Source organism: Psychromonas sp., from assembly GCF_047632995.1.
In the GTDB taxonomy this organism is placed as follows: domain Bacteria; phylum Pseudomonadota; class Gammaproteobacteria; order Enterobacterales; family Psychromonadaceae; genus Psychromonas.
Genome location: NZ_JBLIEK010000104.1, coordinates 1 through 13,519, shown reverse-complemented (window position 1 = coordinate 13,519; position 13,519 = coordinate 1). Strand labels below are relative to the sequence as shown.

Sequence of the window (13,519 nt, the reverse complement as noted above, 5' to 3'; positions counted from 1 at the left end):
GAATAATCCCTGTTGACTAACGTCAGCAGGGATTTTTTCGTTTAAGCGCTTAACGCGATGAGCAGTGCAAAAAATTGAATCGACACTCATTTTTATCCGTCATTCCCGAGTTGTTTTGTCGGGAATCTCATCGCAATAACTGTAGAACTCAGCGAGATCCTCAACAAAATACTTTGAGGATGACGGTGAATAATCTGCGCCGATGGTACTGCAAGTATCGCGACAGCGATGTGGTACGAGCGGGTGAACTCTGCGAACCCGCTCGTTGCATTTTGTTTCCTTGAACCGTGTTCAAGGGACTGCAATGCGAGGGGGTATTCCCATGTGATAGTAGGGCGAGTTTGCCGATAGGCAAGGTTCACGAGCGGACAAGCTCTGCGAGTCCTGACCGTCGCCAAGCTAGGCAATCAAATCCAGAATAATCCCTGTTGACTACGTCAACAGAGATTTTTTCGTTTAAGCGCTTAACGCGCTGAGTACTCGAGCATGGGAAAGAAAGAGTTGCCACGCAGTGGTATGCAAAGCAGGTGATAGTCGGGCGAATTTTTCGGCAGCAAAGTGTCATGAGTGGCGAACTCTGCAATTGGGCGATAGTGCAGTGTCATGAACGGACGTGTTCTGCGAGTCGTGACCATCAGAAAGAGCTGATCTTTGTTGATAGGAAAAGAATTAAATTTATGAGCTGAATTAAAGGAGGGTATAACGTAAAGAAGCAACAGTTGAAGCATCGTTCTCCATTTTGGAACGTGATCTCTTAACTATTTTTTTTGCTGTGATTTTTAAAAATGCTTTATTTGTGATTTTATGGCAAAAATAAAAAAGCCTCAATTAAGAGGCTTTTCGTGTTTAAGGTTACTTAAACTGTAATAATTTTACATGTGTTTGTTGATCCTGTCGTATTGTTATCGCCATGAGTAAGCAATATTAAATCGCCTTCTGCTATACAATCTGAATCTTTTAATGTCTGTAGTGCAGTTTTGATAAATTCAACACTGTCAGTCGTTGTTGATTTGAATTTAATCGGTGTAACACCACGATATAGCGCACAGTAACGTAACGTTTGTGGATTACTTGAAAGTGCGTAGATAGGCAAACCTGAACTCAGACGTGACATTAATAGGGGCGTTGAACCAGATTCTGTCAGGGTTACAATCGCTTTAACGCCGTTAGTATGGTTAGCGGCAAACATGGTTGTCATCGCTAACGCTTCGCCTGGATCATCGAAGGTGTAATTCATACGGTTATTAGAAACATTAATGCTTGGGTGTTTTTCTGCACCAAGGCACACATCACTCATCGCTTTTACTGTTTCAACTGGATACTCGCCGGCAGCGGTTTCACCAGAAAGCATTACCGCATCTGTGCCGTCAAGCACTGCATTGGCAACGTCCATTACCTCTGCACGTGTTGGCATAGGTGCACTGACCATTGATTCCATCATCTGTGTTGCCGTTATTACAACGCGGTTTAAACGACGCGTTGTACGGATCATGTTCTTTTGTACGCCGACTAAGCGGGCATCACCGATTTCAACACCTAAATCACCGCGGGCAACCATAACCACATCGGATGCAAGAATAATATCTTCGAGAGCCTCCTGCGTTTCAACCGCTTCAGCACGTTCTACTTTAGCAACCATTTTGGCGTTACAGCCAGCTGCTATAGCAAGTTCACGTGCATAGCGCATATCTTCTCCACTACGCGGGAAAGAAACCGCTAAGTAATCACAGCCAATTTCTGCTGCTGTAAAAATGTCTCTTTTATCTTTTTCAGTTAATGCGGCCGCAGATAAACCACCACCTTGTTTATTGATGCCTTTATTATTTGATAGCGGCCCACCAATAATTACAACAGTCTCAACTTTGTTACCGATAACTTTTTCCACTTGAAGTTGCACACGGCCATCATCAAGCATTAAAATATCACCAGCAGTAACTTCTTGTGGTAATGCTTTGTAATCAAGGCCGACAGCTAGTTGATCACCTTGACCTTTTTCAATATCACTGTCTAAGGTAAATTTATCGCCGACAGCTAATAAAACCTTATCATCTTTAAATGTGGAAACACGGATTTTCGGGCCTTGTAAATCGCCCATAATGGCCACTTCTTTGCCTAAACGAGCTGCTATTTCACGCACTTCATTCGCACGTCTCACATGATCAACTGCTTCTCCATGAGAGAAGTTCATACGCACCATATTTGCGCCAGCGGCAATAATTTTTTCTAAATTATTATTAATATCAGTTGCTGGACCTAATGTAGTAACTATTTTAGTACGTCTTGGCATTGTATACTCCTGTAAATGTTAGTAGGTAAATTGTAATAATATTTGATTCTTGTTACAAATAAAAGTTATTGGCTGTTAACGTTAAATTTATCAAAACGAGAATCTTTGATCCCTTCTTTAACTCGCTTTAGGTTATCTCTAAATTTTGGGCCGCGTCGCAGTGTAAACCCGGTTGTTAATACATCAATGAGTACCAGTTGTGCGATGCGCGATGCCATTGGCATATAAATATCGGTATCTTCTGGCACACTAACTGAGAGCACTAAATTACTTTGTCGTGCAAGTGGTGAGTTCTCTGCGGTTAATGCAATAACAAAAGCATCATTTTCACGAGCAAGCTGGGCGACTTCAACCAGGGCTTTGGTGCGTCCGGTGTGTGAAATAAGTACAATAACGTCACCTTCACTGCTGTTTATGCAACTCATCTTCTGCATCACAATATCATCAAAGCAGGATACTGGGATATTAAAGCGGAAAAACTTATTCAACGCATCGTGTGCAACGGATGAGGACGCCCCTAAACCAAAGAATGAAATTTTATTGGCTTGTGTTAGCACATCAACCGCGCGATTGATTAACGATGTATCTAACGCATTTTTAGCAACATCTAAGCAAGCCATTGTGGATTCAAATATTTTTGTTGTGTAAGCACTTGGTCCGTCATCTTCATCTACGTTACGATTTACGTAAGGAGTGCCTTGAGCTAAACTCTGAGCAAGGTGTAGTTTGAAATCGGGGAAACCTTTTGTATCAAGGCGTCGACAAAAACGGTTTACTGTTGGCTCACTGACTTCAGCCATTTTTGCCAGTGTTGCAATGCTTGAATGAATGGCAACTTGTGGTGATGCAATGATCACTTCAGCAACTTTTCGCTCTGATTTGCTAAAAGTATCTAAATTTTTTTGAATTAACTCTAAAGTATTCATACCTAACCACTGTGATTTATTATTTCTAAGTTAAACTGTTGCAGATGCGGAAATTTACTTTTTGATAGTTAGATAACTGTTTTAAATCAGTTTTTCACTATCTTTGGATGTTACAATTCTAAACTGAAAAAATACAGACGCACATACACTCTAAACAGTGCTTTATTATAAGTAAGTGATTGTAAAATGTCATTTTATTACAAGACAAAGCTGTTTTAGATCAAATTTTATGTAGTTTTATTACAAAAGTGAGAGGGCTGTCTGTTGCACTTAATATTTTATAAAATTTTCTTGGAGAAAAAATATGTTATCTGTTGTTGCTGATGTTGGCGGTACAAATATACGCCTTGCTGTTTGTAATATAGAGACGGGTGAACTCTGTAAATTAAGGGAATTTTCCTGCGCAGAGTTTATAACGCTAGATGCAGCACTTGTTCAATATTTTTCAACATTACAGGGCGAGGTCAAACACCTTTGTGTTGGCATCGCTTGCCCCGTTGAAGATGATCGTGTGGTTATGACTAATTTAAGTTGGGAATTTTCCAAGCAAGCATTAAAGGAAAAGCTAAATTTAGAATCTTTATATGTAATTAATGATTACACCGCAATTTCCTTAGCAGTACCCTTTGTACCCCAAGAAGATAGAATTCAAATTGGTGGTGGCGAATCCAAAACTGATGGTGTCACTGCTGTATTTGGCCCAGGAACAGGATTAGGTGTTTCACATATCATAAAATCAGAAGGCAAATGGATAAGTTTAGATGGTGAGGGGGGGCATGTTAGTTTTGCACCCAATACTCGCGAGCAGGCTGACATTTTATTATTATTGCAGGATCAGTTCGGTCACGTTTCAGCTGAGCGTATTTTATCAGGACAAGGTTTAGTTAATATATACCATAGCCTATGCCGTTTAGAAGGTAAGCAGCCAGAATTTCATGAACCGAAGCAAGTTTCTCAAGCGGCTTTAGATAATAGCTGTGAATTGGCACTGCGAAGCCTAACTGTCTTCTGTCAAATAATGGGCGGCTTTGCAGGTAACCTTGCATTAAATCTTGCTTGTACTGGTGGTGTTTACATTGCCGGCGGGGTTGTACCGCGCTTTATTGATTTCTTTAAATCCAGCGAGTTCAGACGTTTCTTTGAAGAAAAAGGACGTTTTAAAGATTACCTGGCATCTATTCCAACTTATTTAATAACACATGACAATCCTGGCTTATTAGGCGCAAGTGTTTATCTTCGTCAAGAGTTAGAGTCTATTAAATAATTGCGATTAGTAGTTGATTTTATGGGGAGAGTTATCTATTATGCGCTCGCTTCCATTAAACAATTAAGCATCTGGTGAGCTGGCCGAGTGGCTGAAGGCGCACGCTTGGAAAGCGTGTTTAGGTTTATCCCTAACGAGAGTTCGAATCTCTCGCTCACCGCCACATTAAAAACCCTAGCATTTATGCTGGGTTTTTTTCGTTTTAGGGGGGACAGACCAGTTTATAGGTTATTAAATGTGGCAACTCTTTACGAACCAATAAAATCAACATTATTTAAGCGCAAAAGCATGCTGTTCTTTTAATAAGCTCGCGGGAATAAGAGCAAAAGCCAAAAGTAAATAAAAAACAGGCTGCGCATGATAATAAGTTCCATCAGTTAAGCCGTGTAATGTTAGTCCACTAATAATTAATAGAGCCAGCGCAAGGCTACTGTTGTTAGTGGTCACTAATAATATCACCCCTTTCAATATAGAATAAAGTAGAATCAGTAAAAAAATAACCCCGCCGATCACGCCCCAATCAAGGAAAAACTGAAGCACCATATTATGAGGGTGTAGGCCAAAAAAGTGGCCTTGAATAAAATAGTAACCGTTCGGGCCAAAACCCAACCAGGGTGACTCTTTTATGGCATTGATAGATACGCTCCATATTGCCAATCGGTTTGATGAAAATCTGTTTACATCAAATTCACCGTCAACACCTAAGTGACTAATAAACCACCCCATTCCATTCCATGAGTAAATCGAAGTTTGGTAAGCAATAATGAGTGAGGTGATAATTAAGCCAGTAAGAAAAAAAATCTTTTTATAATTTAATTCCTTATATTTCCTAAGATAAAAAAGTAGAAAGAACAAGCTGATGTACACAGAGGCGATGGCTGTTCGCCCACCTAACCAAACCAAAAAAGACAAATTAACTAACGCAATAAAACCATATAAAATAAAGAAGCGGTCATTAAATTGCTTTGTTAGAAGCCAAAGAACTGAAGTTAATGAACCTATAGTAAATAAATATCCAATATAACGAATGTTTGATGCGAACGGGGGGCTATGCAATAAAAAAGATTCAGGTATTACAATGCCCGAATTAATTATTAGATAAAATATGTACACTATTATCAAGTTGGACAGTGCGACCGGATTTAATGATAGTCCATTGCTATACTTTGATTTGGCAAAAAAACTAATAATACAAAGAAAGAATATTAGATGCATTGAGGTAAATAGATAGCTGAGTGTTGCAATGTAGATCTGAAAAGATGATGCATTTTGAAAAAATAGTTGGATGTAAGAGGCATTAAAGAAAAAGTACCAGAGTATAGAAAGCCATAATAACAATTTGTTTTTAAATAAAAAGTTAAGCGCATCTATAGTTTGATTGAAAAGGAAAAAAGTCATAACAAAAACCAATTCACAACTGGCAATATAAAGGCCGGTTTGGTAGGGGGGATACCAACCTACTAATGCGACAAAAAATGCAGAACAGACCAACAGCAGAGCTAATAAACGATCTTTTTTTAGATCTAAATTGGAATTTGCTAAAATAACAGTCATAACTCACTACCTTCTACTGTTGTGCTGCTCGTATCAAAAATCACGATATAGCCACTGGTTATGTAAGCGTCTAATCAATACCTATTACTACATGCTTTATAAGGATCAAACTTATAGTCATTTTCATAATGTTTACATAGCGCATGTAACATCGCTTTTAACGGGGCCTTACCTTTGTAAAGAGCTGAGGGGATCCAATTTTTAGCGATTAAATCGATTAATATGAGATCTTCCATCTCCGGCAGCATCACTAATTGCCAATCCTGAAAGTAAACTGAACGCTGTTTTTTAGGGATAAAGTCAAAGTATTTTTCAGGTTTTAGTATGACCTTTCCTTTTTTATTGACCCTGTAATTATCCTTCGTTTCATAGAAAACTTTCTTCGTGTCAATAAAGCTATTGTTAATTGCTTTTACTGGCAGTGAAGATTCGACGAAGATAAATCTATTATTAAGCAAGGAGTTATTCTCAAGCGGTAATGGTGCGCCTTCACTTTTTGTTAAGTTTAAATTTAACTTTTGGGCAATCGTTGGCACTATGTCGATAATGGAGAAATTACCGTTTATTACTTTAGCTTGATTTATTCTTTTGCCATTTTTGTATTCGCTATAGGACAATAAAATTTTGGCTTGTTTTTGATCTAAGATATTTGTGCCATGTCCCCAGGCGTCAACGTTTAACAACTGCAAACCAGCTTCCCTTGGCGTTAATTTATCAGCTGTTAATTTAAAACTTTCACCATGATCGGAGAAGATAAAAACCAGCGCATTCTCCAACATTCCTTGCTGCTCTAATTTATCCATAAAATCTTTGAACTGCATATCAAGTTTGTTCAGTAATGACAGATACATAAAGTGGCTATAATTGTCTTGCCAAAGATCTGTATCGACATTGATAAAGTCTTTGGAGGTGAAGGGCCAATGCAGCATACAAAAGTGGACTGCTAAAAAATTAGCGTTATTTACAGATAAATTATTTAATACGCGATTATTAAAAACAGTAGGATCGTAGGTTTTACCATTACCTCTGTTAGTGAATATATAAGGCATAAAATATTCCGCTAACTTAGTATTTGCGAGAATATTAATTATTGGGAAGTCGGCAATACTGGTGATCAATTGATCGGCAAAACCTGTTTCCGGGCCAATCGCCAAATCAAAACCATAGCTTTCATCAATCGGGTTAAAGCGCCGCTCATCCATCGCATAGAGAGTGTGGTAACCCTTTTCTTTTAATAAATCGGTGAACTCTAATTTTTTGTCCAGAAAATTATCGGGCGTTAAATTGAATCTGCCGCCATGGGTTATGGGGTATTGTGATTTTAATAGACTGAACCATGCTACAAATGTGCGCGCGACCGTGGTGTAGGTATCCTGATAACTTATTGAATTTTTGATAAATCCATCAATAGCTGGCGTTAAAGTAGAGGATTTATAGGGTATGTTTAAATGATCGGGTCTAAGTGCATCTAGGCCTATTATGATTATATTGGGTTGGTTAATTGTTGCAGCACTGGCTGTTTTTAAATTAAACGAATAGGGCAGACTAAAAAAAACGCAAATTGCCACAATTAATAGCGCACGGATATATTTTTTTTCAGTCAACAAGCTACCAATAAAAAGAGCAAACAAGCAAAAACCTAAGCTGGCAATAAAGAAAATAGAGCTCAGGAAAGATTCTCTGAAAATAGCCAAGAGGGATGTGGGTGTATAGTATGAATTAGCACAGATGCTCAGTAAAAGATGCAGCACAACGATAATAAGCCAAGTTAAGGTTCTGATATTATTGTTCTCAGTTATATTAAAGAAGGGCTTGCATGAAGTGCAAATGATATAAGCCCAAAACAGCTGCAAGAAAAAAAAGGTAAGCGCAAAAAAACTTAAATCAACAATTAATGCGCCATTTAGGACGGTTTTTGTGTTTTCTGCGCTGAAAATGGTCAAAATTGAAATGTCAGAGTAGGGCTGTAAGCTACTCCTGTAATTCAAAATTAAAACGCTAAGCAAGAGTAATAATGCGACAGTTCTAAAAAATGTCCTTTTTACTGAAACAGGTTCAACGCTACTGTTATTTTTCATTTAACTCACTACCTTCACTCTTTATTACCTTGGCTACCTTAAATTTATCTGCTTCGGTAATAATTCTGCTGTCATCTCTCGATGCGGGCCAATCTCCCGCATGAATATATCTATTGGCGACAAGTGAGTTGGGGTCTTCAATATTATTGAGTTCTCCCCTGATAGTATAATAGCGGTAGCCGTAATATATTATCGGAGAGATCAGTACTGTCAGCAGGCTGGAAAGTAATAAATAAATTATTAACGGGGATGACTTAACCCTTTTAAATAGAGAAAACATTCTTACCCCCTTTTCAGGTTCATTTATAATTAATGTAATTGTAGGCCAATTTTTTGCATGTCACGGATCATCTTTTTTACAGTAAACGGAGGGATTAAGAATTAGGGGAGGGTGGTAAAATTAATGTATGTCAATTATATATAAGATGCGACTATACTAAGTAAATAGAGTTTTTAGCATTACTTATCAAATTGGGAATAAGTGTTGGCTATAGGTCAAAAATAGGATTGTTGATCTTTTTTTACATATATTTATTTTTGCTAAAGTATATTTTCAATTAGTTATTTAATATCAGCTTCTTGAATTTTATTTTTTCATTAAAAATTTCACTAAACGCTACCAGCACGGGTCAAAAATCACGTTAATAGCGTGTGTTTTTTTTGACAGAATCATAAAAAACAGTAATGCTTTGGTATCCAATAGTAATTTTTAATAGTAATTTTTAATAGTAATTTTTAATAAAACCTTTGTGACTAAAAGGGATGTTAATGATGGTTCATAACGCAAGTCGTTTACTTTTAATCGCATTTGATAGCGTATTAGCGCGACGCTGCTGCGAAGATCTCCGCATCTATTGTGATATTGATTGCATCAGCTCTATGGCTGATCTTGAACGTTCAGTTATTAATCCGGGCGCGGTTATTTATCTCATGGACCATACCAGTGCTAATCACCTTTATAATATTAATTTTATCCGCCATCAATATCCAGACAAACAGTTTTTTGTTATCAGTGCTTCCGTCTCTATCCCCTTATTGCAGCAATCGTTACATACGGGCGTTAATGATCTGTTTATTTACCCACTATCAGAGCAGGATAAACAAGCTCTACTCTGTACGTTAAAAAATAAAACGAGTGTAGATATTTTTAATGAACTGCCAGTTACAAACAGTGAGCAGGGCGGTTCTAAAATAATTAAAGAGCATCCGCTCTTTGTTGTACTCGAACTCATTGAGCGAGATTATACTAAAAGTCTTTCTTTGCAGGATTTGTCAAATGCTGTTCATTTAAGCCCTAGTCGTGTTTGCCATCTGTTTAAAGATATATGTGGCATAACTTATAGTTGCTACATGTTATGTCGGAAGATTGAGGAGAGCGAACGATTGTTAGCGGTCGCTAAAAGCTCTATCAGCAGCATCTCCTATCAGATAGGGTTTGCAAATCCATCACACTTTTGCCGGACTTTTAAAGAGTATTTAAATATTACGCCGACCGCTTATGCAAATGGTAATCGGGATGTCGAGTACAGTCCGGTTTATTTACAATATCAAAGATTACGATCTGAGCTATTTCTGGATTTGGCAAGAGAGGTTCAAGAACAATCGCTTTATTTTGTAGGAAAGCACCATGCTTCATGATCTTTTAGCTATTACTAGAAAAGTTTATGGTGTTGTTTTTCTTATCGTTTTCGTTTCTATATCACAGCCCCTTATACTAAACGCTCAGCCTCTATTATTTACTGATCATGAAAATGGCCGGCCTGTTAATAAAATAGAAAAAAAAGTAACCCCTTATCAAAACACTTTAAAGCAATCGGAAAAAGAATACCTTTGGTTTAACCGCAATGGATTAACATTATCCGGACGAACGCTGTATTGGCTGTTAGCGGATCTTGGTTGGCAGCAAATAGTTAATATTAATGAACTACCGAAAGAGAGTTACAGGCAATATGATCGCATTTTAACCAATGGGTTTTTAGAATTAATTAATGTAGATAGTCAGAAAAGCGGTTTACCCTTAGCTAGTGCAGACTCGCGTCTCATTCAGGCTGTTAATGAGGATTCAACGGATCAGTTGTTATTTTCCTTGATTCCAGAATATAAACAGATAAATCAATTGCGAGCAGCAATTTCAGATTATCGGTTTCTTTCTGCTTCACCATGGCCAACACTGGATCTTAATTTCAAGCCAAAACTAGGGCAAAGCCACCCGCAAGTAAAAGAGATCAGAGAAATATTAGTCCGCTTGAGCTGCCTTGCGCAAAATGCTCAACAAAAAAATCGCCTGGATATATTTGATTCAGTGGTTATCTCCGCCTTAAAAAAATTTCAGCGCCGCCATGGTTTAGTCGCCGATGGCGAGTTGGGGCCACAAACCTACAGGGCTTTACAGATCTCTCCTAAGCAACGCATTAAACAGCTGCAGGTAAATTTATGGCGTTGGTTTACGCTTCCTAATCACCCGCCAGAGAAATATTTAGTTGTTAATATACCCAGCTATCAGTTGTCAGTTATGGAAGGAGGTGAGCCAATATTAGAGATGAAAGTGATCGTCGGCAATAGCAAAAATCAAACGCCGCAACTTATTACTCAAATAAATCGGCTGACATTTAACCCGAGTTGGACGCCCACATTTAATATTATTAAAAATGAATTAATACCTGCATACCGAAAAGATTTTTTATCTTTAAAACGGCAGAATTTTCAGCTGCTTAAGGGGTATTGGGAAAATGTTCAAAGTAGAGAAATTGATCAACCGAATCTGAACTTGATGCAATTATTGCAATCTTATCGGTTAGTACAAGCGCCCGGTGATAATAATGCATTAGGTTATTATCGTTTTAACATTCCCAACAACCACGCCATCTACCTGCATGACACACCCGTTAAATCCCTGTTTAAAAAAGAGGAGCGGGCGTTAAGTCATGGCTGTGTTCGCCTTGAAAACGCTGGCCTGCTTGCTAAGTACTTGCTTACTTTTGAAAAATCATATGATGAAAATATGTTGTTTGCAGCTATTGAATCGGGGAAAACAACCCATATAGAGTTAAGTAACCCGTTACCTGTTTATATTACCTATCAAACGGTTTGGATTGATCAGCAAGGCGAATTGCGTTGGTCACCAGATATCTATGATCTTGACAAGAAGACGTTGAAAATAAAATAACAAATATAACGCAATTTCATACAACAATAAGCAATCCTGTGATAACACTTTCTGATAATCCTCTCTAATCTTAACAATGACCACTCGTTAATTTATTAACGCGTTAATGGAAGTCGGTGGTATGAGTGGCAAAGTTATTATTTACTTTTAAATCATGAGATAGGAGTAATTTCCAATGAGAAATATTAAAGGTTTATTCACAGAGTTTATTAAAGATGAAAGCGGTCTAACCGCTGTTGAGTATGCGATTGCCGGTGCGTTGGTTGTGGGGGGAATGGTAGCCGCATTCCAATTGCTCGGTACAAATGCAACAAGTAAAATCAACGAATTAGCAAGCGCGGTAAATGGTAATCCATAATAACCAGATTAACGGGATGAGCAATGGAAGATTTCAGTGTGCTGATTAAGCTCTCTATTATTCTGCTGGTATTTTCAATATCACTTTATTTTGATTTGAGATACCAGCGCATCCCTAATCGGTTATGTGTAATAACCTTAACCATCGGATTTGTTGTGCAATCTTATTTTGCTGGCTGGGCTGGTCTGTTAACGGCATTGTTGGGGGCAGGAGTTGCCTTTCTTCTTCTGTTCCCCGCTTTTGCCTTAAAGCTGTTAGGCGCCGGTGATGTTAAATTGATGGTGGCCATCGGCGCTTTCTTAGATATCAAACTGTTACTTTGGACTCTGATTTACGCTGTTATAGCGGGGGCGCTTACCAGTATTTTCTTGGCGTTATACAAATTGGGCTGGCGGCCCTTTAAAGAGATATTTTTCCATTATTTACGCTGTTTATATCTGCGTCAGTTTATAAGGGCAAGTAACCAACAGTTTTTAAAAATGCAAGTCCCTTATGCACCCGCGCTTGCCATGGGATGGGTTTGGGCTTGCAGTCAAAACGAGCAAATTGTCAGGCTTATTGCTAATTTCAATTATCAATTTGGGGTGTAAAATGGGACTGTTTAACTTCCAAAAACAACAAAAACAACAAGAGATTGATCAGCATAGCAGTGCCGACAAATTGGCAACTAATATCGGCTCTGATGAATCCTCTCAGCCTGTAAAAATGGACGAGCACTCTAAATGCAACGATTCTGATAATATTGACAAATTTGTTTGTGATAACAAACTGCTCAATTTAGCGCCTCGCCCTTCAACCATTACAGAAACCGGTCTCTCTATTAGTTTGCTACTTAACCTGTTAGTGAAGCATCTGCAGGTGGGGGGGGTATATACCATTAGAGAGTTGGCAGAAAAACTGGCTTTATCGGGGGGAATAGTTAAAGAGGTAGTCGAGCAAGCGAAAGGCTTATCTTGGATTGAAAACAGGCAAAGCCGCTCTGATGGTCAGATGCGCTATGCGCTAAGTAATCTGGGTGATTTGCAGGCGGAAAAATCATTTTTGAAAAATGGTTATCTGGGCAGTGCGCCTATCCCCTTAGAGCAATATATTAAAGTTGCAAAGAGTCAGTCCAGCCGTAGTGCACCACTTTCGAAAACTGAGTTGGATAGGGCTTTTGAACACTTGATTTTCCCAGCTGAGCTGATTGAAAGAATTGGCCCGGCCCTTAATTCTATCAAACCCATTTTAATTTATGGCAAACCGGGGACGGGTAAAAGTTATTTCTGTCGCCACTTAAACCTTGTATTTGGGGATCAAGTGCTAATCCCATACGCAATCGAGGTTAATAATGAGATCATTCAAATATTTGACCCTGAGATTCACCAAACCACCTACCAATCTAAGAGTGATGATTTACTGAAATTGGCCAGCGGTTTTGATCAACGCTGGCAGCTGTGCCGTCGCCCGGTAGTTGTTACTGGTGGCGAACTCACATTAGAGATGTTGGAAGTTCGGTTTGACCATAATTCTAGAATCTATCAGGCACCATTACAGCTGAAGGCCAATAACGGTATTTTATTACTTGATGACTTAGGTCGTCAGAAAGTCACTCCGAAGGCGTTATTTAATCGCTGGATTGTTCCTTTGGAAGAAAGAAGAGATTTCTTATCTTTACCGTCAGGACACCATTTTGAAGCGCCTTTTGAACTGTTGCTGCTGTTTTCTACAAACTTATCGCCAAAAGATCTGATAGACGATGCATTCCTAAGGCGTCTGGGATACAAAATACCTTTTTTCGGCCTTGATAAAAAACAGTTCAAAGAGATTTGGTTCCAAGAGTGTGAGGTGAATGGACTGCTTTGCGAACAGGCTCAATTTGATTATTTGACAGACCATCTGTTCAC

The 13,519-nt window shown here is 38.5% G+C and carries 11 protein-coding genes and 1 tRNA gene; 7 read left to right on the top strand and 5 right to left on the bottom strand.

Features of this window, described 5'->3' with window-relative positions:
• Window positions 1–856: 856 nt before the first annotated feature.
• Together pyk and ACJAT7_RS14785 are read right to left on the bottom strand one after the other, a co-directional pair.
• Window positions 857–2,287 (bottom strand): pyruvate kinase, encoded by a 1,431-nt coding sequence (gene pyk, locus ACJAT7_RS14790; RefSeq protein ID WP_415227571.1) that lies wholly within the window; start codon window positions 2,285–2,287, stop codon window positions 857–859.
• Window positions 2,288–2,352: 65 nt separating this feature from the next.
• Window positions 2,353–3,213 carry a MurR/RpiR family transcriptional regulator gene (locus ACJAT7_RS14785; protein ID WP_415227570.1) on the bottom strand — a complete coding sequence of 287 codons (861 nt, stop codon included), beginning with the start codon at window positions 3,211–3,213 and terminating at the stop codon, window positions 2,353–2,355.
• A gap of 304 nt (window positions 3,214–3,517) precedes the next feature.
• Here ACJAT7_RS14785 and ACJAT7_RS14780 point away from each other — a divergent pair, with 304 nt between their 5' ends.
• Window positions 3,518–4,477, top strand: coding sequence for a glucokinase (locus ACJAT7_RS14780; protein WP_415227569.1), 960 nt, complete (start codon window positions 3,518–3,520; stop codon window positions 4,475–4,477).
• A gap of 73 nt (window positions 4,478–4,550) precedes the next feature.
• A tRNA-Ser gene (locus ACJAT7_RS14775) sits at window positions 4,551–4,640 on the top strand.
• A 107-nt stretch (window positions 4,641–4,747) separates the two neighbouring features.
• Here ACJAT7_RS14775 and ACJAT7_RS14770 read toward each other — a convergent pair.
• The 3 genes from ACJAT7_RS14770 to ACJAT7_RS14760 form a co-directional block, all read right to left on the bottom strand.
• Window positions 4,748–6,031, bottom strand: a complete 1,284-nt coding sequence (locus tag ACJAT7_RS14770; RefSeq protein WP_415227568.1) for an O-antigen ligase family protein — start codon at window positions 6,029–6,031, stop codon at window positions 4,748–4,750.
• Between the two features lie 74 nt (window positions 6,032–6,105).
• Window positions 6,106–8,109 (bottom strand): sulfatase-like hydrolase/transferase, encoded by a 2,004-nt coding sequence (locus ACJAT7_RS14765; protein WP_415227567.1) that lies wholly within the window; start codon window positions 8,107–8,109, stop codon window positions 6,106–6,108.
• Complete coding sequence (locus tag ACJAT7_RS14760; RefSeq protein WP_415227566.1) at window positions 8,099–8,389, bottom strand: hypothetical protein; 291 nt, start codon at window positions 8,387–8,389, stop codon at window positions 8,099–8,101. Before ACJAT7_RS14760 ends, ACJAT7_RS14765 begins: the two co-directional genes overlap by 11 nt.
• Before the next feature lie 488 nt (window positions 8,390–8,877).
• Here ACJAT7_RS14760 and ACJAT7_RS14755 point away from each other — a divergent pair, with 488 nt between their 5' ends.
• From ACJAT7_RS14755 to ACJAT7_RS14735, 5 genes are all read left to right on the top strand, one after another.
• The gene (locus ACJAT7_RS14755) at window positions 8,878–9,747 is read left to right on the top strand and encodes a helix-turn-helix domain-containing protein (RefSeq protein WP_415227565.1); all 870 of its coding nucleotides are present in this window, start codon (window positions 8,878–8,880) and stop codon (window positions 9,745–9,747) included.
• Complete coding sequence (locus ACJAT7_RS14750; RefSeq protein ID WP_415227564.1) at window positions 9,737–11,275, top strand: L,D-transpeptidase family protein; 1,539 nt, start codon at window positions 9,737–9,739, stop codon at window positions 11,273–11,275. The genes ACJAT7_RS14755 and ACJAT7_RS14750 overlap by 11 nt, the downstream gene beginning before the upstream one ends.
• A 175-nt stretch (window positions 11,276–11,450) precedes the next feature.
• Window positions 11,451–11,633, top strand: a complete 183-nt coding sequence (locus tag ACJAT7_RS14745; protein WP_415227563.1) for a Flp family type IVb pilin — start codon at window positions 11,451–11,453, stop codon at window positions 11,631–11,633.
• A gap of 23 nt (window positions 11,634–11,656) precedes the next feature.
• Window positions 11,657–12,223: an A24 family peptidase gene (locus ACJAT7_RS14740; RefSeq protein WP_415227562.1), complete on the top strand. Its 567-nt coding sequence runs from the start codon at window positions 11,657–11,659 to the stop codon at window positions 12,221–12,223.
• Window position 12,224: 1 nt separating this feature from the next.
• Window positions 12,225–13,519 (top strand): hypothetical protein (locus ACJAT7_RS14735; protein WP_415227561.1); only part of this gene is annotated, 1,295 nt, incomplete at its 3' end.